The organism is Polynucleobacter finlandensis, from assembly GCF_018881755.1.
Taxonomy (GTDB): domain Bacteria; phylum Pseudomonadota; class Gammaproteobacteria; order Burkholderiales; family Burkholderiaceae; genus Polynucleobacter; species Polynucleobacter finlandensis.
In genome coordinates this window covers 1-22,737 of record NZ_JACVPS010000013.1, presented here as the reverse complement: position 1 = coordinate 22,737, position 22,737 = coordinate 1, and the positions used below count along the sequence as shown (strand labels likewise).

Genomic DNA, 22,737 nt, shown 5'->3' with positions numbered 1-22,737 from the left:
GACTTTTAGCCTTGATCTTGCTTTTCGGGATCGCAAATTAATAAATTACCTTAACTTCAGTACTGACTTGCTGGCCGTAATACCCTTTTCAATAAAGTAGCTGTAAGGCAAGGCCATAGAGGGAAGCATCAAGGCAATCACGATAAATCCCACGCAGAGCGTCAGCGGAAAACCAATGCCAAAGATATTGAGCTGGGGTGCCGAGCGAGTTAACACTCCTAGCGCCATATTAGTGATTAACAGCGTGGCAACTACAGGCAGCGCTAACTGCAAGCCAATGCTAAAAATATTTTCACCCCATAAGGCAATGCGCATGCCATCAATACTGCCCGGAATATCGGAGACCGGGAAAGAATAAAAGCTCTCTAACAAGGCTGAAATCATCATGAGGTGACCATCCATACTCAGAAATACCAGCATCGCCAATACATTAAGAAACTGGCTAATGACGGCAGTACTGCCCTGTGACTGATGATCAAAAAAGGTGGCAAATCCAAACCCCATAGTCAATCCACTAATTTGACCAGCCATCTCTATAGCGGTAAAAATGATCTGCACCATCAACCCCATTGCCAACCCTATAATCATTTGTTGGGTAATGGTGAGAACGCCTTGCAGTGAAAGCAAGTCGACAGTTGGCATACCTGGAATCGCGGGAGCAATCGCAACAGCCAACATAAACCCCATAGCCACCTTCATGGGCAAAGAAATAGATTTATTCCCAAAGAATGGCGCAATACTAATAAATGCCAATATTCTGGTTAATGGAATTAATAAACCCGTAACCCATGCTTGGAGTAAATCGGTATTGATATCAATCATGAGTAATGATCTAGCTTGTCCGCCCTATCCCATCAATACAGAAAAATTGCTCAGCATCTGGCGCATGTAATCTACTAAGACAGAGAGCATCCAGGGACCGGCCAATAATAAGGTGAGCATGATTCCCAAGAGCTTAGGGATAAACGACAAAGTAGCTTCGTTAATTTGGGTGGCCGCCTGAAAAATACTGATCACCAATCCCACTACTAATGCAACAAGCAACAGAGGTCCTGCCACCATCAAGGTAGTTTCCATGGCAGAACGGCCGATATTCATAACGGATTCCGGACTCATGCTCTACTGAACCTAAGCAAAGCTCGAGGCTAATGAGCCAAGCAATAGCTGCCAGCCATCAACCAATACAAAGAGCATTAATTTAAATGGCAGGGAAACAATCGAGGGCGACACCATCATCATGCCCATTGCCATCAAGACGCTCGCAACAACCATATCCACAATTAAAAATGGGATGAAGATGCTAAATCCAATCTGAAAGGCAGTTTTCAGCTCACTGGTCATGAAACTTGGGACCAAAACAGCCATAGGCACATCCTCCGGCTTGTCTAGCTTAGTGCTATTGCCTGACATGTTGACAAACAAAGCGAGGTCAGCTTCTCGGGTTTGCTTGAGCATGAATTCCTTCAAAGGTACAGCCCCTTTTTCAAGCGCTTGCTGCATTGTGATTTTGTTTTCACTTAAGGGCTGATAAGCGTCTGCATAAATACGGTCAAATACAGGTCCCATCACAAAAAAAGTGAGGAATAAGGCTAGCCCTAAGAGCACCTGATTTGGAGGTGAGGACTGTGCCCCAATGGCCTGACGTAATAGAGATAGCACAATGATGATTCGAGTAAAGCTGGTCATCATCAACAAAACGGCTGGTAAAAATGAGAGTGAAGTCAGCAGGATTAATGTCTGCAAACTCAAACTGTAGTTTTGACCGCCGCCGGCAGTCGCCTTACTAGAAATCAAGCTTAAAGCAGTACTATCCGCAGCAATAGCAGGAAAAGCGAGTAATGCTAGTGCAGCTGTTATACCCAATACAGTCGAATTGCTATTTTTTAGCTGCATTTATTTCCCCTAAAAGCCAAAGTCTTCATTCAATTTCTCAATTATTTTTTTAATATTTTTTTAAGCAATGAGGTGAGCGCTGGGTTTGCTAGCGCACTAGACTCATCTCCCTCTTTATATTCATATTGGCTTAAGTTTTTCTTGAAGTCGGTAGAGTCATCTGCTTGCGATTGACGCCCTCCTTCCAATTCTGGAAAACGACTTGGAATATCCAAATTCGCTATACCGTTGACACGTCCAGACGCTACGCCAAGCACAATCCAGCGCCCGGCTATCTCAACAACCACAACACGCTCACGAGAACCCACACTTACCCCACCAACAATTCGGGCAACCGATTGGCCGCCTAACTTGGTATGGCCCATCTTTTTCATTACCCAAGCTAACGCAGCAATCGTGGCAAGTACCACCAGTAAACCAAACAGCACCTTAAGGGGGCTGCCATCACTCACAGGAACTTTAGTGGCTTGAGCAAACGATGCGCCTGGCACCATCGCGATAGAGGCCAATAAAAAGCTCGTACCCCTATTTATAGAAAAATAGCTCATTTGATTGATTACTTATTGAGTTTTCGAATGCGTTCTGAAGGCGTAATGATGTCTGTTAGGCGTATACCAAACTTTTCATTAACCACTACAACCTCGCCTTGAGCAACGATGCAGCCATTGACTAAAACATCCATAGGCTCTCCAGCCATACCATCCAACTCAACAACTGAACCCTGTGCCAATTGCAGGAGATTTTTGATGGCAATTTTGGTGCGACCTAGCTCAACAGTAAGTTGTACTGGAATATCTAGAATGAACTCAATATCATTCGTCGGTTTACTCGCTTTATTGTTGCCAACAAATTCATTAAATACTTCTGGTGTTTTTTGCGCTTCACCGACAGCGCTACCTTCAGACTCCATTTGCTCATTCATGGCGGCACCCCAATCCTCTTCGCCAATCGTTTCTTTTTTTTCTTCAATTGGATCAGTCTCATTCGCCATTTTTTTCTCCCTTAATGTACTCACTCGAATTCGATTTCAAAAATTTATCCACTCTCAAGGCGTACTGCCCATTGAAGGTTCCATATAGACAAGACAGGACTGGTACGCTATCGACCTTTACCTCTACCTCTTGGGCAATAGACAGGGGAATCATATCGCCCACTTCCATCGCCAAAATATCTTCTAAAGTTACTGTCTTGGAGCTCAGGTTTGCCACTAACTCGACTTCAGCACTTTGGATTTGTTGGGTCATGAGTCTGACCCAACGCTTATCGACACCAAGGGCTTCCCCTTGCAGTGGAGAGGTCAGCAAGTCCCGGATAGGCTCAATCGTGGCGTAAGGCATGCAAACATGGATTTCACCGCTCACACCTCCCAACTCAACGGTAAATGTTGTAGCAACGACTACCTCATTTGGCGTGGCAATATTGGCAAACTGGGTATTCATTTCTGAGCGAATGTATTCAAATTCTATTGGATACACAGGCTCCCAGGATTGAGAGTAGGCATCAAATAAAATCTCGAGAGTGCGCTGAATAATGCGTTGCTCTGTGAGAGTAAAGTCCCTCCCCTCGACACGCGAATGAAAACGCCCATCCCCCCCAAACATATTGTCAACAATTAAAAACACTAAGCTAGGATCAAAAACGAATAAGCTAGTTCCACGTAATGGCTTTAATTGAACCAAATTGAGATTAGCTGGCACCACTAAATTACGCACGAATTCGCTGTACTTACATGTGCGCAAGGGCCCAACCGATACCTCGGCAGTGCGCCTTAAAAAATTAAATAATCCAATTCGAAATAAACGTGCAAAACGTTCATTGATAATCTCCAGCGTGGGCATCCGCCCCCGCACAATGCGCTCTTGTGTTGCTAGGTTATACGAGCGAATTCCTTGATCTGTGTACTGTGAAGAGGTGGATTCATCTTGATCACCATCCAAACCCTTTAAAAGGGCATCCGCTTCATCTTGCGATAAAAATCCTTCGGCCATGATTATCTATTTTGAGCTTACTGAATAATGAATGAAGTAAAGAAAAGTGTAGTGACGGCTTGCGATTTTTCGCTACCGTAAAAGGGTAGATTAATTTGATCGATAATTTCCTTCACCAATCGATCTTTACCCTCTACGGTATTAATTTCAGATGCTTTTTTAGTCGAAAGTACATACAAAATGCGATTTCTCACTTCTGGCATGCGCTCTTTAATTTTTTCAACGTCTTTGTCGGTAGGCATTTGCAAGGTCATTGAAACTTGCAAAAATTGTTGCTGCATATCTACGTCTGAATGTAAATTAACTGTAAAAACCTCCATCGGCAAATACACCTCTGGTTTTGCCTCTTTTTCTTTTGCCACGGCCTGATCAGCCTCCTCAGCATGCTTACCACCCAAAAAGTAATAAGCAGCGCCACCACCAATTGCCAGCACCACAACAGCAATAATGATGAACAAGATTTTCTTGCTTGATTTGGGTGGGACTTCTACCGATTCTGCCGTTGCTACCGCTGGTGCTTGCGCCATAGTAATACCCAATATTGATTTACAGAGTGATTATGGGTTGCAAACGGTGCCGCAAAAACGAAGAAAAGACGGGGGAATTTACCCTTAATACAGGCTTAGATGGCGTGCAAAATAATTAACTATGCAATTCTAGGTTCGGCCTTATAAAACCTGAGTGGGGTAGGCAATGTGATCGTATTGCTCTGTATCGTGATTAAAGTAGGTCATTGCCCAGCTACCATACTCGCGCATACTAATTTCGCCTTCATGAATCACGCTGACGAGAGTATGCCTTGGATCTACTGCAATCTTCGCATAGAGCGTTTTTATAATTTCTTCATTACCCTCAAGCACTTGCATGAACGATCCGTCTTTAAATACGAGCATGCCCGTAATACCAAACTTTACATTTCTAGCACCAGTATGAAGTGCCAACTCCATAAATTCTGGTCTAGCAAAATTCATCACTGCTGAACTAACGTAGATGAGTTGGTACATAAGCTACTAGATCCCTATGCAAATGTATTGACCAGGCTATCTGAGATTCGGATTTGCCTTTGCATCGAAACAGATGCTGATTTATCCCCAATAAACTGAATGCCTAAGTCAGAAGCCGTGCCTAAATCAGCCCTACCACCTGAAGTGGGCTTTTGTTCAGATGCATTTTGACCTTGTGCATTTCCTGAGCTTACATGAATCTGCCCCAAAGTCATTCCGGATTGCGACATAGATTGACGTAGATGCTCAAGGCCGTCCTGGAGGGCTTGGCGTACGTCAGAATTATTAGATATAAAGGCCGTGTTTACCATGTCATTATTCACCTGAATAATCACCTGAAGCGGACCTAAATCAGGGGGGTTTAGGGTTAGAGTGGCAGACTGCTCCGCCCCACCCAGCATCCACACGATTTTCTGACCGACCTCCTTAGGCCAGGCACTAGACCCTAAGGGGGTGTTGATTGCCTCATGAGCTAGCACAGTACTAGCTTGCGCTTGTATATCGCCCATAGTAAATAACTTGGGTTGCAGTTCTGCCAAGGCTGATGCTACTTGTAAAGCCTGCGCTGAGACATTCATGTCTACCGAGATCGCTGCGCTGCCTTGTGCACCCATATCCATATCGGTTTGCAAGCTGCCTTTTACATTCAGGGTGAAGTTATTAGCGGCAGATGAAGTAGGCAGTGGCATCGCCATGTTGTTTACGGGTAACTCCTGAGAGCCAGCAACATCATGCATCACCTCATCAGGGGCAAACTGAATGGATGTATTGAGCATTCCGGCCACCTTCGATGCCGCATGAACTGGGGATAAGGAATTGGCCACTGGGATTTGATCTATATTTAAGCCCTGAGTCAATGATGCCAGTAAAGCTTGAGTGATCGGGTCGTACTTCCCATTGGGATCAAGCGTAGCAGTCTCTTGCGCAGTAGGTGTAATGCCCTCAGATGCATTGAATAACTGGCGTGCCGCTGGATCCAGATTGGCCTCATCAACTATCGCTAAAGTGTTTTTGGATTCCTCATCGTCCAACTTCTCCTCATTGGGCCTCGCTCTTATTGCATTAACGTGAGTAGCCAGCTTCTGATCCGCCGTAGCTTCATTTGTGTCGCTCATTTTTTTTAAAAGTAGACGGCCAAACGTTGAAACATGTGATCTATCCAGATTTCGAGGGGTCTGATTGGGGCCGATTAAATCCCTATCCTCCTTGATCGGCTTAATTGAAACTGTTGCCATATTTAACATGATTGCTCACCCGCTTAAGTAGGGAAAAAACGTTTTTGATTGCTGGAAAATTCATCCATCATCTTTTGCTCTCTTTTGAGCTCCTGATGGTGCATCTTTAGTTTCTCACGCTCAATCAGAACTTCATACGAGCGTTTTTTGCTTTGACTGGCCTGCCATAATGCAAGATGGTTTTTAGCCAGATTGCTATAGCCCTCTACTATCTGTTCTTGACCGATAATAGCCCGATCAAGATTTTTTAGAAAAGCCCGGTAATTTAACAGGTCCATCACCTCCATGCCGGATGTCAGAATCAATTGATTACGCGTGACGTACTCATCTCGGTAGGTGCCAAGCTGTTCCCGCTGGGCTTTTGCTTCTGTAATGAGCTGATTGGTTTTAGCTAAGCGTTCGCCAGCTTCAGTTAACTCGCGTTCTGCTAGCTCCAATAAGGTTGTCATGCTAGTTAAGTTGCGGCTCATGTGGTAACCCCCTCGTTCATGATGACAGCAAGCTCCTCTAAGCTCTCTTGAACGCTAGACTTCTCATGAAAATCTTGCTGTAAGAACATATCAATAGCAGCATTTTTACGGATTGCCTCATCTAACACCAAGTCAGTGCCAGAAATATATGCACCTACATTGATTAAATCTCTGCTTCGACTAAAGCGAGAATTGAGTTGCTTTAATTTACGCGCTAATTGCTGATGTTTTACATCAACAATGCTATGCATAACACGGCTAATGGACTGCTCAATATCAATCGCAGGATAATGGCCAGCCTCAGCTAATGATCTATTAAGCACAATATGGCCATCTAAAATAGCGCGAGCAGCATCCGCAATCGGATCTTGTTGATCATCCCCTTCCGTTAACACGGTATAAAAGGCGGTAATAGAACCGCCGCCCTCCTCACTATTACCGGCACGCTCTACCAGGACCGGGAGTTTTGCAAATACTGAAGGTGGATATCCTTTTGTAGCAGGGGGTTCACCCACTGCTAAACCAATCTCACGTTGCGCCATGGCAAAACGTGTGAGCGAATCCATGATGAGCAAAACATGTTTACCCTGATCTCGGAAATATTCAGCGATGGCAGAGGTATAGTTGGCGCCCTGTAAGCGCATCAGCGGAGAAGCATCAGCTGGAGCGGCTATCACTACTGATCGCGCCAAACCTTCTTTACCAAGAATATTTTCAATAAATTCTTTTACCTCACGACCACGCTCGCCGATAAGCCCGACCACAATAACATCGGCATCGGTATAGCGCGCCATCATGCCCAGTAATACACTTTTACCAACACCTGATCCGGCAAATAATCCCATGCGCTGACCTCGACCCACGGTCAACATACTATTAATAGCGCGTACACCCACATCTAATATTTTCTCAATCGGTGCACGATTGAGGGGATTAAGTGGACTTGAGTTTAAAGGGGCATACTCACTGGTGCCTATAGGACCAAGTCCATCCAAAGGGGCTCCAGCGGCATCAAGGACTCGACCTAGTAAAGCAATGCCCACTGGTAATTGACTGATACCACCTGCCGCAGGTTTAGAACTAGACTTTTTTTCTTGATGCAAATTCATGGCCCCAGAGATTGACTTAACGAATACTTGTGTTTTAGGTCCGATCCCCTCAATACCACTTTGGGGCATTAAAAATAAGCGTCCATCATCAAACCCCACTACCTCTGCCTCAAGTTGACGCCCATCTTGCATCGGAATGGAACACACACTGCCAATGGGTAAAAATAGGCCGGATACCTCAATCACCAAACCTGTCACTTTGGTTACCCGCCCAGCAATCTCAAACGCGTCAACAGAGCCCAAGACGTCTTTGCAATTAGTTAAAAAGTATTTCCAGGAGCTCTCGTGAGATGGCTCGGAATACTCGCTCATCAGCCCATCAGTTCCCTCGATAGGCAATAAGCTATCAATTGCGCTCATGAGATACTTTCAAGCCAATCATTTTGGGTGCCGAGGGCATGACAAATATATTGCCAACGGTTTTTGTTGCTAGCATCAATAGTATTGGCTGATGTTTCAACTCGGCAGCCCCCGCGTTCGATTTTGATGTCATCAAACACAACCCAGCCACTCTGGGCTAAGTCCTCTTGCATATGCGTGCGGATAATAGTCGCATCGTGCGGATGTAAAAACAGCTGCAAAGGCTTTGCGGCAATCGGTGTTTTGCTAAGCACCTCTTGAATAAGCGACAGAATGGCCTCTGGCTTTACTTTTAACTGGGCCCTTAGCATGGCCTTGGCAATATCGAGCGATAAACTAAGAACCTCTTCAGATATTTGCTCTGCCTTAAGGCCCAATGCGCCACTAAAGTGCGACGTCATTTCAAGCAAAGATTTTTTATCATTAGTCACACTTTGCCTGGCTAAATCCATACCGTTAGCATAGCCCTCTTTCATGCCGCGTTCATAGCCGTCGCGATACGATTTCTCCAATATAACCTTAACTTTTTCAGGAGAAAATATGGGGTCTGGCACCGGTTTTTTTTGGCCATCAGAACTGGAAGTGCGCTTAGGATTGAGGTCAGCAAAAATTGATTGTCCGGCAGCGCGCTGCTGCTCTTTGGGCGTTGCACCACTAGACATACTGGTCATCTCCACCTTTTCCACCCAGCATAATCTGATCTTCCTCAGCTAACTTACGTACAATCTGCAAGATTGCCTTTTGCTGAGTCTCAACTTCCGAAAGCTTAACGGGGCCCTTGGTTTCTAAATCTTCTTTCATCATCTCAGCTGCACGTGTAGACATATTCTTGAATATCTTCTCACGGAGTTCTTCTGTTGACCCCTTAAGGGCGACAATTAATATCTCTGAAGACACTTCGCGCAACAGGACCTGAATCCCTTTATCGTCAATATTAATAATGTCGTCAAAGATGAACATCTCATCCAATATTTTTTGAGCCATCTCACTGTCGTACTCTTTTAATCCGTCCATCACCGTCACTTCGTTACCGCCGCCCATAAAATTCATGATCTCGGCAGCGGCACGTATACCCCCAATTTGTTTCTTATTGAGACTTTCATTACCCGAAAGCAATTTCGTGAGTACGTCATTTAATTCTTTGAGTGCTGTCGGCTTTACCCCATCTAAAGTGGCAATCCGCAGCATAGCGTCCTGACGTAGACGATCGGTAAAGAAGCCAAGAATTTCAGAAGCCTGATCGGGCTCAAGATGCACCAAAATTGTTGCAATAATCTGCGGGTGCTCGTTGCGAATTAAATCTGCTACTGTTTGGGCATCTATCCATTTCAAACTCTCAATGCCGCTCGCATCCCTACTTTGTAAAATGCGATTTAATAAGCCCGAAGCAATATCATCGCCCAAGGCTTTAGTTAATACCGACCGAATAAACTCATCAGAGTCTTGTCCAAATGTCGAAGTCTCGCTGGTAGCCGACCTAAATTCACCTAAGGCCTCTTGAACCTGTGCATGCTCTACACTTTTCAGTGTAGCCATGGCAGCGCCGAGTTTTTGTACCTCTCGCTGGCCAAGATGCTTCATTACCTCAGAAGCCTCGTCTTCACCCAACGCTAGCATCAAAATCGCGGCCCGCATAATCCCCTCTTCAGCCATTACCACTCACCCATGATGTCACTACGTTAGCAACCATTTTGGGATTGTCTTTTGCCAGTAACTTGGCATTTTGCAAGTCTTGCTGATACCCTTGTCCCGATAATTGTGCTGAGCCCGCCTGGTAGTTGCTTGGGTCATCATTTGCACTTCCTAGACTCTGGGTCAAAGTCCGCGCCTTGGGTTCATGAGTCAAAAGCTTGGTGATCATTGGACTGAGTGCTTTTTTATACAGCAAGAACATTGCTGCAATACCCAAGAGCAACTTAGCAGCATCTTTAGCCATTTCAATATAGGCGGGATTTTTCCAGATCGGTAAGTCAGGAACCTCTTCCGTTTTCACGGGGGAGAAACGGGAGTTCACTACGCTAAGCGAATCTCCACGCTCTTCGCTGTAGCCCATTGCCTGTTTAGCCAACTCGTTAATTTGTTTTTTTTCATCCTCGTTCAGCGGACGCGATGTCACCTTCCCATCCTTGTCTACCTCGTCCTTATGATTCACTACCACCGCTACTGATAGGCGCTTAATTCCGCCCATCGATTTTTGGGAGAAGCGCACGGTCTTATCCACTTCAAAATTAGTAGTAGTGTGCTTTTGAGAGTTTACGGCTGCTTCTGCGCTAGCAGTAGCCTTTGGGTCCGTACTAAGTGGAGCGGTCGCATTTGCTGGAGGTTGATTGCTTAAAGCGCCAGGGACGCCAGATGCAGCCCCAGAACCGGCAGAACCCGCACCAGAAACAATTGACTCATTTTTTTGTAGGCTGCGAATGACAGCAGTTTCAGGATTTTGGTTGGGTTTAAATATTTCATCAGCTTGCTCACTGCGTGAAAAGTCAATTTCTGCATTCGCCTCAGCATGGACATTTTTCTCACCCACAATCGGCGCAATGATTGCCTCGACTCGCGCAACAATCCCCTTTTGCATCTCTTCAATGTATTTAAGACGACTAGGATCAAGCATTTCCGCATCGCCTTTTTTACTTGGGTCCGATAGTAAGTTGCCATTCTGATCAACGACATTTACATTGGAAATATCCAGATTGGGAACGCTGCTCGATACCAAGTGCACCACGGCACTGACTTGACGCGGATCCATAGAGCGCCCAGGTTGTAATTTGATTAATACTGATGCTGTAGCCTTTTGCATGTCCCTTACAAATACAGTTGATTTGGGAATGGCCAGATGAACGCGCGCATTCTCAACTACTGAGATGGCTTGTATACTTTTTTCAATCTCCCCTTCTAGCGCACGCTGAAAATTTACCTGCTCAACAAACTGAGATACGCCAAACTTTTGATTTTCTAAGAGCTCAAAGCCAACATTGCCGCCCTTAGGAAGGCCCATTGATGCTAATTTGAGGCGCGCTTGGTGAACTTGGTCAGAGGGAACCATAATGGCGCCACCCCCATCAGCAACTTTATAAGGTACATTCATCTGCTCCAATACGGCGACAATAGCGCCCCCGTCTTTATCGCTAAAGTTTGAAAAGACTACGCGGTACTTTGGCTCTTGGGACCACATCCAAAATGCTGCCATGACAGCTATTACTGCGGCACTACCGATACCCAGAAGAATTTTGCTATTGATGCCTTTTATTAGATTTAACATGTCGGCACCATATACAAAGAATCTGATTTAAAACAATATGAGCGGTTTATCCACATAAATAAATTTGACCGACCCTTAAGTAATTAGATTATTTGACGTAATTATCAGTAGGGCCAACTTGTTTCAATTGCAGGAATAAGCCCTTTTTTTCCTTCTTATTACCTCATCCCAATCCATTTGCTGCTGTTACATTACCTTTTATAGAGATTTCAAAGGCAGAGGAAGAACATCATGAATATTGGGGCTATTGATTCTGGTCGTATCCAGTCCATGCTTACTCAACTAAAAGCTGCTGCGGCCGATCGCCCTGCAATACCAAGTCAAGCCATCAGCAAAATTGGCGATCATGACTTAATCACTAAAACCCAAAAGAGTAAGTCCGCCCCTACTGTGGACTTTGCTGCGGCACTGAGGTCTTCGCTAGACTCAGTTAACTCCTCTCAATCCAAAGCCGAGGAAATGGGCAAAAGTTTTGCTTTAGGTGACGATAGCGTGGGCCTCTCTGATGTCATGATTGCCGGACAAAAGGCTAGCATCTCATTTCAAGCTACCGTGCAAGTAAGAAACAAGTTGGTTTCGGCCTATCACGACATTATGAATATGCAGGTTTAACAAAAATTTCAAAAAGAAATCCCCCACGTTCTGGCGGGGGATGAATTATCGATTTGCTTGTCAACAATTAAATTGCCTACTGCATACTACTGTATATAATTACAGTATGTCAGGGAGTACTCCGATCGTTACTAGAACGCTGCGCCTTCGCATCAAAGATAAGCATGCCAAAGTATTGAATACCCTTGCGCGTGAGACGAACTTTGTTTGGAACTTTTGCAATGAACTCTCTTTGCGTCATACGCAAAGAACAGGAAAGTTCATGAGTGGCTATGATTTGCAAAAATATACTGCTGGCGCCTGCAAAGAAGGATTAATACTCAATTCAGCGACAGTGCAAATGATCGGTCATGAGCTGGCCACGCGGCGTAAATAGTTCAAGAAAATAAAGCTCTCTTGGCGCAAAAGCAATGGATCACGAAGATCGCTTGGCTGGATACCCTTTCGTCATGACTGCATTAGTTATCGCGGAGGACAAATTCGCTATGCTGGCTACAAGTTCAATATTTGGGACAGTTACGGCCTGGCGGATTACGAACTGGGTTCTGGTACCTTCTCAGAAGACTCCCGTGGTCGCTGGTATTTCAACACCACGGTCAAAGTAGAGAGGAAGTCCAATACCGCCACCAAATCCATCGGGATTGATCTTGGGCTCAAAGAGTGTGCCGTAACCAGTGACGGCCAGCGTCTTGTTGGGCGTCATTACCGAAAGCTAGAGCAATCACTGGGCATGGCACAAAGAGCCAATAAGAAGTCCTTAGTCAAAGCGCTTCATGCCAAAATTAAGAATCGTCGTAAAGACGAGCTTCACAAGTTCTCGACCATGCTCACGCAGCACTATGGCACTATTTTCGTAGGAAATATATCTAGCAGCACACTCATCAAAACCAAGATGGCTAAATCCGCGCTCGATGCGGGTTGGTCATCACTCAAAACCATGTTGGAATATAAAAGCGATTGCGCTGGCGTGATGTATGAGGAAGTCAATGAGAGTTATACAACCCAAACCTGTTCTTCGTGTGGTGAAAAGCCGCCGTCGAGGCCGAAAGGTATCGCAGGACTTGGAATAAGAGAATGGACTTGTTCAGATTGTGGTTCGGTCAATGACCGTGACCTCAATGCGGCCAGGAATATTCTTGCGCGAGGACATTCGCGTCTAGCTGTAGGAATCCCTTCCCTTTCGCAGTAATCTTGCGCTTAGCGCTTAGATTGCTGGCGAAGACCTTTACGGTCTTAGGGAGGGGAGGATGTCAAGTTTTTCCTGCTCCAAACGATACAGCCACGCCAAGACTTCGGCAATCGCCGTATAGAGCTCAGGTGGAATGTGATCATCTAGGTCAACTTGCATTAATAATCCAACCAACTCCTTGGACTGGTGCACATACACTTGATGTTCATTTGCCCTGGCAATAATTTGCTCAGCGACAACTCCGCGTCCACTCGCAACCACTTTAGGGGCAAACTCCCCCTGCACATAGGCCAATGCTACCGCCTGCTGAACAAATTTAGGTTCACTCATAAGGTCTCACCGAAAGCGATTCTAGATTTTGACCGCTATTTTTGAGTGAATCATTTAAGACTCTAAGTTCGCCTTTTAATAAGGCCTCTACATCTGGATCGGCCGCCTCAATCTGAATTCGCAAAATAGAATTACGCACATTAAACCTGGCTACCACTTTATGAAGACTTGGAAAATCTAACTCTACAGTGCTTGTGATGCCCACATCTTCTGCCAATCCTTGAGAGTGGGTAGAAATCCATTGCGAATCCTCCCTACTGGCTTCATCTGCTGCAATAGTCCAGTCCATGACCTGACCAGGCCAAATCAAGCCGCTCCACCGTAAAGCCTGATGCTCCAATACATCTAACTGCTTAGCCACTCCCTGAGAGACATCAAATTGAGTCTGGTTTTGTGGCTCTTGAAATATCAAATCGACAGAGCGCTTGCCCTCAGCAAAATCTGCTAAGTGGGATTCATAAAACAAGCCACTTAAGGAGATGGCATTTTTCAACTCCTGCGCTGTATCTAGGGGGTTGTTGGGTGCGTTCACTAGATATGAATGCATCACTTCAACCCCAGTAGCATGGTTTAACGTTAAATGTAGGTCAGATTCGTGTTGATATTGATTGATTAAAGCACTTGCAGTACTTATGTCCACCTGCTGATCTACCCGGGATCCTACTGAGGCTTGTTTTAACAATAAAAAGCTCGGCCTAGGGTCAGCACTAAGATACTTAAAAGTAAGCATCTGTCCAGGCGTCATGTCCTTACCCAATTTCATGGAGAAAATATCACCACCTAAGCGAACAGCCACCATATGTTCATCTAATTGGGCAATGACTTCGCCAAGGTAAAGAGTACCAGCAATAAAACGTGTCCCATGATTGCTAGCTTGGGTGAGAGCAACCCTATCCACTGGAGTAATGAGATCTAGTTTTGATGGCCCACTGATCATGTATGCCTTAGATCAAAAAGACCTAGCCTTCCTTATCTGCAGATTTAGAGCTTCCGGCAATTCTGGCACCCATAATCTGATTAAGTCTTGCCATCCAGGGCTCCATCAACTCCCGAATCTCTTTATCGTTTGATAAAATTTTTTTTAGCATCGCCACTTTTTTTTCGAGTACCTGGGGGCTTAGGGGTGCACGCTCGTCATACACTGGTATTTGATGGATATAGCCCTGACATAACACCTCCAATCTACCCAAACCATCCCAATCCTGACGACGTGCAGCTTCCAACATTTGGCGACTAATCTCCACCATTGATTCATAAAGAGAGATCATTTCTTGGTTGTGCACGTTTTATGAATTATCTATTGGTGTGAATGCAATGAATGTCAGAAGAGAGGTATCTTAGTCAATCTCATGCCCAGCCAAAGGAGATATAAAACCAAGAAAAACCATGTAACTCTGAGAATTGCCTTACGCGCAGGGGCACAGTTAATGCACTTAGCCAGCCCTCAAGGTGGCGATATTTAGCCGACTAAACTATTTTTTATAGCGTAATGGGTTAATTCCGCATTGGTTTTCATATTCATCTTTTTTAAAGCGCGCGTACGATACATGCTAACCGTCTTTACGGATAAAGCCATTTCATCGGCAATCTCGGTAACCGTCATACCCGAGGCGACCTTCACTAGAAACTGATACTCACGATCAGATAAAAGGGTGTGTGGCTCCTCGTGATCCACCTCACCAATGCGATCGGCTAACAACTCCGCCACTACAGGACTAATGAATTTAATATTTGACGCAACCTGTCGAATGGCAGTTAACAGCTCCTTTGTTGAAGCCGCTTTATTAACGTATCCAGAGGCGCCCGCTTTTAAGGCCCGAATAGCATACTGATCTTCAGGGTGCATAGAGAGGATTAAGATGGGTAACTTCTTATTGTCACGACGAATCGCCTTAATCACATCAATGCCACTGCGATCAGGGAGGCTAATGTCCAAAAGAAGGCAGTCCAGAGTAGGATCTTCAGCCAGCCTAATGGCCTCCGCCCCCGTCTGTACTTGAGCAATAACTTCAATCCCAGGGTTTGTCATCAGGATTTGGCAAAGGCCATCCCTCAAAATAGCGTGATCATCAGCTACTGCAATGCGTATTGGTTTCATTAATGCCATTAATACGCTTTCTTATCCTCCTTCCACAGGCTAAAAATAGCCGAAAGTGAGATAAAGTCGCGATTAATCAACGCTTCACACAAACTGACGAAGGGTGAGCCTCTATCATACTAGAAAGTAGAAGGAGAATTTCCTCTAAGTCACCTCATGCTCCACTTTGCAGGGTGCGCATTAAAGCAATGCTATAAGTCTTTAATTCCCCTTGGGGTAGGTACAGACCCATTCTTTGCATTGCCACTGCCGTAAATTTTCACCAAAAATGATTTTAACTATTAGTGATTTAAAACACTCTTTTGCCTTACTCATGACCACTCCCCGTCAATTTACTTTCATAAAAGGATGCATCTCGCCATTACGTTTCATCTAAAACTATGTTCTTAATGATTTTTTCGGCAAATTTATATAAAACTTTAATTTTTTGTTGATTTTTTTCGTATAAATATAAAAAATCGTCCCTTTTGAGTGGAGCCTAGGGAAGTTGCCTACTAAATTCATTTGCCCTTGAAATGGCCTGCAATTGAATCTCGGTAATATCCTGTACAGACAAGCCCAAACCGTGTCTGACGGAATCTACCTTAATAAAATCAGCGGCTTCAATAGCCTCAGTCAATAGCAAGGCCTGCCCCAACGCACCCTCTTTGCGCAATAGAGCACTTTTTAGGTGATCGGCTAAACCAATTTGATCGAGCAACTCTTCAAGGGGGTCCTGTATCACTGTATGGGCTAATGACAGCATGCCCACCATATGCGCTTGGTCACTTAATCCGGAATGTAAAAAATGGGCATGCTGAGTCAGCAACTCCATAAAACTGGCACGATTAATCACGCGTTGGATTAACTCACTATTTGCCCTACACCCCGGTTCGGCATAAACCAATAACAGCATCCAACGCAGCAATTGCTTTTGACCAAGGATCACTAAGGCCTGACGTACAGTCGTAATATGCAAGCGCCCACCACCGATTCCGACTGAATTAACCAGCCTCAATAAACCCAAAATAAGCTCAGGATTATCTTTAAAAATTGGCTCTAAATCATTGACGCTGGCATCACCAAATAAGATGCCAATAATATGCATGAGACTGTGTTTTTGTGAGTTCAGTTTTTTACTACGTAATACGGTGGGTCTTGAAAAGAAATATCCCTGAAAGAGCGTGTAGCCATGGTCTTTACAGGCCTCGAACTCTTCCTCGGTTTCTACTTTTTCGGCTAGGAAGATGGCTGACGTTGTTCTGCGGATATGGCTGAGCACCGAAAAAACATCTTTACAAGGAGTAGCCCTCAGATCCACCTTGATAAAGTCCACCAAAGGCAAGATGGCATCATATTCAGATCGATAGGAGAAATCATCTAAGGCTAGACGAAAGCCTCTACTCTTTAAGTCATTACAACGATCTACTAAAGCTTGATTAATTTGTACATGCTCAAGGAGCTCCAAAACAATGCGCTCCGGTGGAAGCAACTCCATCGTGTCACTCATGAGTAAGTCGGCGGTGACATTAATAAAGCCATCACATTGACCTAAGACGGAATCCAAACCAAAGTGGCTCATTGCGCTGACAATCACATGCGTACTGGATGCGAGATCATCTGTAATATCCGCGCTAGTAAGGCTATTTTTTGAGCGAAAAAGAATTTCATATGCCACAGTCTCACGCTTGGCATTAAGAATGGGCTGACGCCCGAGGAAAATCTCTTGATCCACTATATCAAGCACCCGATCCTTTGGCCCACCATTCCATTGAGTACAAATTGAGGGCATCACCCCTCACCATTAAAGTTGGAGTGCCATTTCCCTGAGTAATTGCTAAAGCTAAGAAAAAATGGGGGCTGTAGATAAGTACTGCATTATTCATTTAGCAAGATGATCCAGAAATACATTGCGATGAATGCAATGTAAGATAAAAGAGCTCTATTCATTTCCCCGAATAGAACTCATTTTTTAGCTTAATTCTTTAAGCAGTCAAATACCACTACGCAATCTGATTTTTGTGTGTTAGTTTGAGCCCCCCTTAAGCCTTGGTACTCACTAAGGCACCTATCCCTGGAAAATGGCCGCGCTCAAGCTCTTGAACTTGCTCACCCCTTAACTCGAAGGGCTGTAGATCTGGGTTCTTGCGTAAGCCCTGCAACTCATCAAGGACATTTTTAGCGCCATCTAGATTGCCGGACTTAACTGCCTGCTCAATTTTGCTAAATAAGCTAGCTGGGCTTAGGCCTCCCGCCCCTTTAAGCCCGAAAATTGCCTCTTGCGCAGCACCTAGATTGCCCGTTTTCAAAGCCGCTGATAATGCGTTGGAATACTCTTGACGTTGCTGAATATTCTCAGCAATCGTGAGGGGTACATAGGGGGTTGTCGAATTAATTTCCATAGTGATTATCCATAATCTAAAACATCAAAGTCATTGAACCTGAAGTCAAATTATTCAAACGAGATCCGCCTGAATAAAATTGCTCATTACAAAAACTCCTTACACAACCCTTAACGGCCAATTTATAGAAATCTGTAGCGACATCTAACCTCTAATTTTTGATTTGTAGGACAAAAGATTTTTAATTTGTAAGACAAAGGATGACAAGGATAGTTAAAACGCATGAATAGAAGCTAAAAATTGTCTAATATGAAAAATGACCTCAATCAAATTGAAATTAAAATAGCTTAAGAATCAATAACGAATATTGTTACTGAGTACAATGAACTTATCATCCTGCTAAGTTTACGGAGCCTTCAATCATGAATGCCATACTCGAAAACGCCTCAAATAATTCTGAGGGAGGCATTACTTCTACCGAATTAGCCAATACTGAATTGATTGCAGAAGGATCAGCGAATGGTTTTTTTGCGATTGACGAGAAGGGGAATTTTACTCAGGCAAATCAGATTTATTGTGATCTGCTCGGATTTACCGAGGCTGAATTAGTATGCCTGAATATTTTAGATGTGCAAGCATCAACTTCCCCTGAAAAACGGGACACCTATTTGCAGCAAATTATGTCCCTAGGTAGCGCTCGCTTTGAAGATCAACATTGCCATCAAAATACATCTGTATTCCCCATCAATATCAGTGCATTTTATAGTCACAAAGATAGCCAAATATTTTGCTTTGTTCAAAATCATTCTGAACAGGCTAAAATACAGGAAGCTCTGAATTTAGCAAGCAAGGTGCTTGCTCGTGCAAATGACTTCGTCATTGTTTGCGAAGCGGAACCGATTAGTCGGCCAGGCCCCAGAATTGTTTATGTAAATGAAGCCTTTAGTAGGGTTACTGGATATAGCGCTCAAGAGGTGATTGGACTTACGCCCCGCTTATTGCAAGGATCAAAATCAGACCCCACAACCATGCATCGTGTGCGCACTGCCCTAAAAACATGGCAGCCCATTCGAGAAGAGATACTTTATTACAAAAAAAATGGAGAAGAATTTTGGTGTGAAATTGATATCACACCAGTTGCAAATGAGTTGGGCTGGGTTACTCACTGGATCTCGATTCAGCGCGATATTACTCAACGTAAATTAGCTGAAGCAGATACTACGAAAAAACAGACTGAATTAAATATGCTCAACTTTGCCATGTCAAGAGCCAATGACTGCATCATGATCGCAAAAGACCCTTCCACCTCTGAACATAAAAAACTAGAGGTCATCTACGTTAATCAGGCGTTTGAAGAAGAAACGGGATATCAATCAGAAGAGGTGGTCGGAAAATCTCTCAGGATTTTGAGAGGCCCTGAATCTAACCCCGCTACATTTGACCGAATTAACTTAGCCATTAAATTAAAAAAGGCCATAAGAGAAGAGGTTCTCAATTATCGTAAAAATGGTGAAGTATTTTGGACTGAATTAGATATATCCCCCATCATGAATGGTGCTGGAGAAACAACGCACTGGCTATCCATTCAAAGAAATATTGAGAAGCGTAAAGCCACTGAATTAGTGCTCGAAACAGCCAAACTAAAATCTGAGGCGCTCTCCCAACTCAAAAATGACTTCATTGCGAACATGTCACATGAAATTCGCACACCCATGAACGGCATTATTGGGCTATCCACGCTTGCTCTCAACTACCCCATGAGCAGTGAAGTGAGGGATTATCTTACCAATATCGAAGCCGCCTCAAATGGACTGCTCCGGATCTTGAATGATATTCTTGATTTTTCCAAACTCGAATCCAATGCGGTTCAAATTGAAAATAATCCATTAAATCCGCAAGAGTTACTCAGTGATATCTACGGCCTTCTATTCCCTAGTCTCACAGAAAAGAATTTAGATTTTTGTATCAATCTTGACCAAAAAATTCCTAAAAAAATACTTGGTGATGCGCTCAGAATTAAGCAAATATTATTAAATCTAGCGGGTAATGCCCTTAAATTTACCCCGTCTGGCAAGGTTAGCATTAACCTCATTGCAGCCAACTTACTCGAAAATTCTGTACGTATTCGTTTTGAGATAAAAGATTCTGGGTCTGGCTTTAGCCCCAAAGATCTAAATAAATTACAGTTGGCATTTAATCAAGGTGATGGCTCCACTACACGCCGCTATGGAGGCATTGGCCTAGGACTTACTATCAGCAGCCAACTGCTTGCACTCATGGGTAGTCAGCTAGAAATCGCCAATAATCTGCAAGGCGGAGCCTGCGTCAGTTTTGAGTTAGATTTCAAAATTCCAGGCAGAGGCTTTTCGGAGAACGAATCACCGCCCTCCCAAAAGAGTAAGAAAATCACAAAAACTACCAACCCCATGGAAAATACGCTGCTTGGTAAACGTATTCTCGTGGCAGAAGACAACCGAATAAATCTACAGGTAATCAAAGAGTTTCTCAAAAGAGCAGGTGCCGAGGTCGATACCGCTGTCAATGGCTTTGAGGTGCTGGAGCTTATGGCCTCCAATAAATATGATGCCGTCTTAATGGATGCTCAAATGCCAGAGATGGATGGCCTAGAAGCAACCAAGATAATACGAGAAGCGGCGCAATACGATAGCCTCCCTATTATTGCAATCAGTGCTGGCGCAAGCGATGAAGAGCGTGCTGATTGTGCTGAGGTCGGCATGAATGATTTCATGGCGAAGCCTATTAATCCAAACGCATTGATTGAAATTTTGCAGCGCTGGCTTTAATCGCTACAGCTAAGCGCCCATCTAAAAATCTAAGTACATCCAGCAATATCTAAATCCCTCAGTTTGACAGTACCACCCCGTCGATTACAAGTGCCGTATAGGCTTGATGCATGAATACGGCGCGACATAAAAGTTCAGCCACTTTGATGTCGGCTGAATTAATCCAGACAACGCGGGAATGTGAGCATAAAGCAAGCACCCGAACCCTCTGCGTTAGATGCGGTAACTGTAGCTTGATGATTATCTAAAATGCTCTTACATAACCATAAGCCTAGACCGAAATGACCTGATTTGGTGGTGTATAGCATCTCATAAAGATGTCCATTATCAGAAGCAGATAAACCGGCGCCACTATCACAAATACGAAGACGAATGAGTTGACCATCACCTTCTAATTGCACAAAAATATTGCGCGGCCCCTGCGCGCCTCGCAAAGCGTCGACCGCATTGCTCAAAATAGCCGACACTGCCATTCTTAATTGATCGGTGTCGCCAACCATTATTAAATTAGGCGCGATATTGAACTGCAATTGAATTTGATTGGCTTGACACTCGATCATTGCGATAGCGCCGATATCTTCGAGCAGGGCGCCTAGATCAATGCGCTTAATCACATCCTTTTTGAAGGATAAAAAACCTCTTAAGCGCGCAAGTAAATCAATCGCGCCGTCACTTATTGTGAGAATATTTTTGGCAATCTTTTGAGTTAAATCTGAAGCGCCCTCTTGATGCAATCGGTGTATGAGTAGTTCAGCATTCAGTCGAATAGCCACTAAAGGTTGATTTACATCATGCATCAGCAGGCTAGACATCAATCCAACCTGGTTCCCGCGATAGGCGGCTAATAGAACCTTAAATAGCTGGTCATCATTCCGTAGATACGTTTCAAGATTAGGATTTTGCTCAAAAGTAGGCATTGTTTAAATCAATTTAAATTCAATAAAGCATTAAACATAAATGGGAAGCCCCTGAAATAAACAAGCAATATTGATATCAATATCACTAATTCTAACTGCTTAATCTTTGCTCTGAAAGTTGGGATTAGCAATCTTCGATTTTCAATCCAATAAAAGGACAGGTAAATCTATTTAAAATGATCCCAATGCACCTCTTGGAGATAAGGTGATGCTTGGGGCCATGCTGATTGCAGTTGCTACCACCCTATTTCTTGGGTTTTAATCAGTATTTTTTAAAATAGGCGTACTGCTAGTTACCATTCTGCACACTAGCTCCAGCGCCAGCTTCATACTGCTAAAAGGTCGAGCTGCGTAGTGGCATCTCCTACTACTTGGATTTCTTTTTATAAGTTGCAAGCTCTAAAGCGGCCTTAGTTGCAGTTAATTCCGCCTCCATTTCAACCAGAGTCTCTTCAGAAGTCTTCAGTTTTTCTTCAAGCTCTTTGCCGTCTTTCGTTAAAGTGGCTATGGTCACCTCATTGGCGAGAACCTCTTCACGGGCGATAGAAATCTTGCTCTCTAACTCCTTATTTTTCATGATAGTTAAACCAAGTCCAGTACCTAAAGCGGCACATAGACTGAACGCTACCAATATGATAATTTTTTGACTGTCTAATTTAAGATTCATGTTTAATATCTAAGTTATGACACTCCCAGCCACATGGGTCACGCGAAATGCGTGTATACGGGTACCACTTACCTGCAAATCATAAGCGTTTGTTTTAAATTTCTAACGTAGATTTAAGACGAAAATATGCCCTAATTCGAGCAAATGAGTTGCCAATCTACTGCTCGCATAAACAGGTGCTTAGAAATCGAGCCGGGGCATTATTTCTGGCAGGGGAAGAAGGATTCGAACCTTCGCATGCTGGAATCAAAATCCAGTGCCTTAACCAGCTTGGCGATTCCCCTACAGGTCAATCTGAAGAAATCAAATTGTAAGCGGAATTTTTATTGGCTATCTATGGATTAGCGCCTAGTATTAGGTGCTTTTCAAACCAAGAATATTAAGTGTTTGTTTAAATGCTAAAGACAAACAACAAGTACCAAAAAAGTCTTAATAAACCACTATTGAATGTTAAGTAGGCAGGCAGACTCTTTTAATAACT

26 protein-coding genes and 1 tRNA gene are annotated in these 22,737 nt (G+C 44.0%); 4 read left to right on the top strand and 23 right to left on the bottom strand.

Annotation, left to right across the window (positions count from 1 at the left end; translation table 11 throughout):
- Positions 1-45: 45 nt before the first annotated feature.
- From fliR to fliF, 14 genes are all read right to left on the bottom strand, one after another.
- Positions 46-822: a flagellar biosynthetic protein FliR gene (fliR, locus tag ICN49_RS09255; RefSeq protein ID WP_088527255.1), complete on the bottom strand. Its 777-nt coding sequence runs from the start codon at positions 820-822 to the stop codon at positions 46-48.
- Positions 823-846: 24 nt separating this feature from the next.
- Positions 847-1,116 carry a flagellar biosynthesis protein FliQ gene (gene fliQ, locus ICN49_RS09250; protein ID WP_088527254.1) on the bottom strand — a complete coding sequence of 90 codons (270 nt, stop codon included), beginning with the start codon at positions 1,114-1,116 and terminating at the stop codon, positions 847-849.
- A 12-nt stretch (positions 1,117-1,128) separates the two neighbouring features.
- Complete coding sequence (gene fliP, locus ICN49_RS09245) at positions 1,129-1,893, bottom strand: flagellar type III secretion system pore protein FliP (RefSeq protein ID WP_216167788.1); 765 nt, start codon at positions 1,891-1,893, stop codon at positions 1,129-1,131.
- A 41-nt stretch (positions 1,894-1,934) separates the two neighbouring features.
- Positions 1,935-2,441, bottom strand: a complete 507-nt coding sequence (gene fliO, locus ICN49_RS09240; protein ID WP_216167786.1) for a flagellar biosynthetic protein FliO — start codon at positions 2,439-2,441, stop codon at positions 1,935-1,937.
- Positions 2,442-2,449: 8 nt separating this feature from the next.
- The gene (fliN, locus tag ICN49_RS09235) at positions 2,450-2,884 is read right to left on the bottom strand and encodes a flagellar motor switch protein FliN (RefSeq protein ID WP_088527251.1); all 435 of its coding nucleotides are present in this window, start codon (positions 2,882-2,884) and stop codon (positions 2,450-2,452) included.
- A complete protein-coding gene (gene fliM / locus ICN49_RS09230; protein ID WP_216167784.1) occupies positions 2,874-3,881 on the bottom strand; it encodes a flagellar motor switch protein FliM in 1,008 nt (335 codons plus the stop codon). The genes fliN and fliM overlap by 11 nt, the downstream gene beginning before the upstream one ends.
- Before the next feature lie 17 nt (positions 3,882-3,898).
- On the bottom strand, positions 3,899-4,408 hold the full coding sequence (gene fliL / locus ICN49_RS09225; RefSeq protein ID WP_088527249.1) for a flagellar basal body-associated protein FliL: 510 nt from the start codon (positions 4,406-4,408) through the stop codon (positions 3,899-3,901).
- 141 nt (positions 4,409-4,549) lie between these two features.
- On the bottom strand, positions 4,550-4,885 hold the full coding sequence (locus tag ICN49_RS09220; protein ID WP_216167782.1) for a BLUF domain-containing protein: 336 nt from the start codon (positions 4,883-4,885) through the stop codon (positions 4,550-4,552).
- A gap of 14 nt (positions 4,886-4,899) precedes the next feature.
- On the bottom strand, positions 4,900-6,000 hold the full coding sequence (locus ICN49_RS09215; RefSeq protein WP_216167780.1) for a flagellar hook-length control protein FliK: 1,101 nt from the start codon (positions 5,998-6,000) through the stop codon (positions 4,900-4,902).
- A gap of 143 nt (positions 6,001-6,143) precedes the next feature.
- Positions 6,144-6,590 carry a flagellar export protein FliJ gene (gene fliJ, locus ICN49_RS09210; protein WP_088527246.1) on the bottom strand — a complete coding sequence of 149 codons (447 nt, stop codon included), beginning with the start codon at positions 6,588-6,590 and terminating at the stop codon, positions 6,144-6,146.
- On the bottom strand, positions 6,587-8,011 hold the full coding sequence (gene fliI / locus ICN49_RS09205) for a flagellar protein export ATPase FliI (protein ID WP_216167831.1): 1,425 nt from the start codon (positions 8,009-8,011) through the stop codon (positions 6,587-6,589). Before fliI ends, fliJ begins: the two co-directional genes overlap by 4 nt.
- A gap of 44 nt (positions 8,012-8,055) precedes the next feature.
- A complete protein-coding gene (locus ICN49_RS09200; RefSeq protein WP_216167778.1) occupies positions 8,056-8,730 on the bottom strand; it encodes a FliH/SctL family protein in 675 nt (224 codons plus the stop codon).
- On the bottom strand, positions 8,714-9,712 hold the full coding sequence (gene fliG, locus ICN49_RS09195) for a flagellar motor switch protein FliG (protein WP_088527244.1): 999 nt from the start codon (positions 9,710-9,712) through the stop codon (positions 8,714-8,716). Before fliG ends, ICN49_RS09200 begins: the two co-directional genes overlap by 17 nt.
- Positions 9,705-11,318: a flagellar basal-body MS-ring/collar protein FliF gene (gene fliF, locus ICN49_RS09190; protein WP_216167770.1), complete on the bottom strand. Its 1,614-nt coding sequence runs from the start codon at positions 11,316-11,318 to the stop codon at positions 9,705-9,707. Before fliF ends, fliG begins: the two co-directional genes overlap by 8 nt.
- A 231-nt stretch (positions 11,319-11,549) precedes the next feature.
- Here fliF and fliE point away from each other — a divergent pair, with 231 nt between their 5' ends.
- The 3 genes from fliE to ICN49_RS09180 all read left to right on the top strand — a co-directional run bounded on the left by fliE (position 11,550) and on the right by ICN49_RS09180 (position 13,119).
- A complete protein-coding gene (gene fliE / locus ICN49_RS09185; RefSeq protein WP_088527242.1) occupies positions 11,550-11,930 on the top strand; it encodes a flagellar hook-basal body complex protein FliE in 381 nt (126 codons plus the stop codon).
- A gap of 106 nt (positions 11,931-12,036) precedes the next feature.
- Positions 12,037-12,306 (top strand): hypothetical protein, encoded by a 270-nt coding sequence (locus ICN49_RS11670; RefSeq protein WP_255535487.1) that lies wholly within the window; start codon positions 12,037-12,039, stop codon positions 12,304-12,306.
- 9 nt (positions 12,307-12,315) lie between these two features.
- The gene (locus ICN49_RS09180; RefSeq protein ID WP_369411528.1) at positions 12,316-13,119 is read left to right on the top strand and encodes an RNA-guided endonuclease InsQ/TnpB family protein; all 804 of its coding nucleotides are present in this window, start codon (positions 12,316-12,318) and stop codon (positions 13,117-13,119) included.
- A 36-nt stretch (positions 13,120-13,155) separates the two neighbouring features.
- Here the strand turns inward: ICN49_RS09180 and ICN49_RS09175 are convergent, their stop codons facing one another.
- The 6 genes from ICN49_RS09175 to ICN49_RS09150 all read right to left on the bottom strand — a co-directional run bounded on the left by ICN49_RS09175 (position 13,156) and on the right by ICN49_RS09150 (position 17,928).
- Positions 13,156-13,449, bottom strand: a complete 294-nt coding sequence (locus ICN49_RS09175) for an EscU/YscU/HrcU family type III secretion system export apparatus switch protein (protein ID WP_088527240.1) — start codon at positions 13,447-13,449, stop codon at positions 13,156-13,158.
- The gene (gene fliK / locus ICN49_RS09170; RefSeq protein WP_216167768.1) at positions 13,442-14,386 is read right to left on the bottom strand and encodes a flagellar hook-length control protein FliK; all 945 of its coding nucleotides are present in this window, start codon (positions 14,384-14,386) and stop codon (positions 13,442-13,444) included. The genes ICN49_RS09175 and fliK overlap by 8 nt, the downstream gene beginning before the upstream one ends.
- A 22-nt stretch (positions 14,387-14,408) precedes the next feature.
- The gene (locus ICN49_RS09165) at positions 14,409-14,732 is read right to left on the bottom strand and encodes a flagellar protein FliT (protein ID WP_161492274.1); all 324 of its coding nucleotides are present in this window, start codon (positions 14,730-14,732) and stop codon (positions 14,409-14,411) included.
- A 176-nt stretch (positions 14,733-14,908) separates the two neighbouring features.
- Positions 14,909-15,556: a response regulator gene (locus tag ICN49_RS09160; protein WP_216167766.1), complete on the bottom strand. Its 648-nt coding sequence runs from the start codon at positions 15,554-15,556 to the stop codon at positions 14,909-14,911.
- A gap of 469 nt (positions 15,557-16,025) precedes the next feature.
- Entirely contained in the window at positions 16,026-17,318 is a 1,293-nt protein-coding gene (locus ICN49_RS09155; protein ID WP_216167764.1) for an EAL and HDOD domain-containing protein, read from the bottom strand.
- Between the two features lie 250 nt (positions 17,319-17,568).
- The gene (locus ICN49_RS09150; protein WP_216167762.1) at positions 17,569-17,928 is read right to left on the bottom strand and encodes a hypothetical protein; all 360 of its coding nucleotides are present in this window, start codon (positions 17,926-17,928) and stop codon (positions 17,569-17,571) included.
- Positions 17,929-18,290: 362 nt separating this feature from the next.
- Here ICN49_RS09150 and ICN49_RS09145 point away from each other — a divergent pair, with 362 nt between their 5' ends.
- Entirely contained in the window at positions 18,291-20,672 is a 2,382-nt protein-coding gene (locus ICN49_RS09145; protein ID WP_216167760.1) for a PAS domain-containing protein, read from the top strand.
- A gap of 158 nt (positions 20,673-20,830) precedes the next feature.
- Here ICN49_RS09145 and ICN49_RS09140 read toward each other — a convergent pair whose 3' ends face one another.
- From ICN49_RS09140 to ICN49_RS09130, 3 genes are all read right to left on the bottom strand, one after another.
- Positions 20,831-21,589, bottom strand: coding sequence for a sensor histidine kinase (locus ICN49_RS09140; protein ID WP_216167758.1), 759 nt, complete (start codon positions 21,587-21,589; stop codon positions 20,831-20,833).
- Between the two features lie 367 nt (positions 21,590-21,956).
- Positions 21,957-22,256 carry a hypothetical protein gene (locus ICN49_RS09135; RefSeq protein ID WP_088527233.1) on the bottom strand — a complete coding sequence of 100 codons (300 nt, stop codon included), beginning with the start codon at positions 22,254-22,256 and terminating at the stop codon, positions 21,957-21,959.
- A gap of 207 nt (positions 22,257-22,463) precedes the next feature.
- Positions 22,464-22,540: transfer RNA gene (locus tag ICN49_RS09130), tRNA-Gln, on the bottom strand.
- Positions 22,541-22,737: the final 197 nt, after the last annotated feature.

Excerpts from the sequence above, each read along its gene's own strand:
- fliL (WP_088527249.1), bottom strand. The coding sequence starts at position 4,408 with ATGGCGCAAGCACCAGCGGTAGCAACGGCAGAATCGGTAGAAGTCCCA.
- fliK (WP_216167768.1), bottom strand. The coding sequence starts at position 14,386 with ATGATCAGTGGGCCATCAAAACTAGATCTCATTACTCCAGTGGATAGG.
- fliP (WP_216167788.1), bottom strand. The coding sequence starts at position 1,893 with ATGCAGCTAAAAAATAGCAATTCGACTGTATTGGGTATAACAGCTGCA.
- fliE (WP_088527242.1), top strand. The coding sequence starts at position 11,550 with ATGAATATTGGGGCTATTGATTCTGGTCGTATCCAGTCCATGCTTACT.
- fliQ (WP_088527254.1), bottom strand. The coding sequence starts at position 1,116 with ATGAGTCCGGAATCCGTTATGAATATCGGCCGTTCTGCCATGGAAACT.
- fliR (WP_088527255.1), bottom strand. The coding sequence starts at position 822 with ATGATTGATATCAATACCGATTTACTCCAAGCATGGGTTACGGGTTTA.
- ICN49_RS09155 (WP_216167764.1), bottom strand. The coding sequence starts at position 17,318 with ATGCCCTCAATTTGTACTCAATGGAATGGTGGGCCAAAGGATCGGGTG.
- ICN49_RS09200 (WP_216167778.1), bottom strand. The coding sequence starts at position 8,730 with ATGACCAGTATGTCTAGTGGTGCAACGCCCAAAGAGCAGCAGCGCGCT.
- fliN (WP_088527251.1), bottom strand. The coding sequence starts at position 2,884 with ATGGCGAATGAGACTGATCCAATTGAAGAAAAAAAAGAAACGATTGGC.
- ICN49_RS09220 (WP_216167782.1), bottom strand. The coding sequence starts at position 4,885 with ATGTACCAACTCATCTACGTTAGTTCAGCAGTGATGAATTTTGCTAGA.
- ICN49_RS09140 (WP_216167758.1), bottom strand. The coding sequence starts at position 21,589 with ATGCCTACTTTTGAGCAAAATCCTAATCTTGAAACGTATCTACGGAAT.
- fliJ (WP_088527246.1), bottom strand. The coding sequence starts at position 6,590 with ATGAGCCGCAACTTAACTAGCATGACAACCTTATTGGAGCTAGCAGAA.
- ICN49_RS09175 (WP_088527240.1), bottom strand. The coding sequence starts at position 13,449 with ATGAGTGAACCTAAATTTGTTCAGCAGGCGGTAGCATTGGCCTATGTG.
- ICN49_RS09215 (WP_216167780.1), bottom strand. The coding sequence starts at position 6,000 with ATGAGCGACACAAATGAAGCTACGGCGGATCAGAAGCTGGCTACTCAC.
- fliO (WP_216167786.1), bottom strand. The coding sequence starts at position 2,441 with ATGAGCTATTTTTCTATAAATAGGGGTACGAGCTTTTTATTGGCCTCT.
- ICN49_RS09160 (WP_216167766.1), bottom strand. The coding sequence starts at position 15,556 with ATGGCATTAATGAAACCAATACGCATTGCAGTAGCTGATGATCACGCT.
- ICN49_RS11670 (WP_255535487.1), top strand. The coding sequence starts at position 12,037 with ATGTCAGGGAGTACTCCGATCGTTACTAGAACGCTGCGCCTTCGCATC.
- ICN49_RS09145 (WP_216167760.1), top strand. The coding sequence starts at position 18,291 with ATGAATGCCATACTCGAAAACGCCTCAAATAATTCTGAGGGAGGCATT.
- fliM (WP_216167784.1), bottom strand. The coding sequence starts at position 3,881 with ATGGCCGAAGGATTTTTATCGCAAGATGAAGCGGATGCCCTTTTAAAG.
- ICN49_RS09150 (WP_216167762.1), bottom strand. The coding sequence starts at position 17,928 with ATGGAAATTAATTCGACAACCCCCTATGTACCCCTCACGATTGCTGAG.
- ICN49_RS09135 (WP_088527233.1), bottom strand. The coding sequence starts at position 22,256 with ATGAATCTTAAATTAGACAGTCAAAAAATTATCATATTGGTAGCGTTC.
- fliG (WP_088527244.1), bottom strand. The coding sequence starts at position 9,712 with ATGGCTGAAGAGGGGATTATGCGGGCCGCGATTTTGATGCTAGCGTTG.
- fliF (WP_216167770.1), bottom strand. The coding sequence starts at position 11,318 with ATGTTAAATCTAATAAAAGGCATCAATAGCAAAATTCTTCTGGGTATC.
- fliI (WP_216167831.1), bottom strand. The coding sequence starts at position 8,011 with ATGAGCGAGTATTCCGAGCCATCTCACGAGAGCTCCTGGAAATACTTT.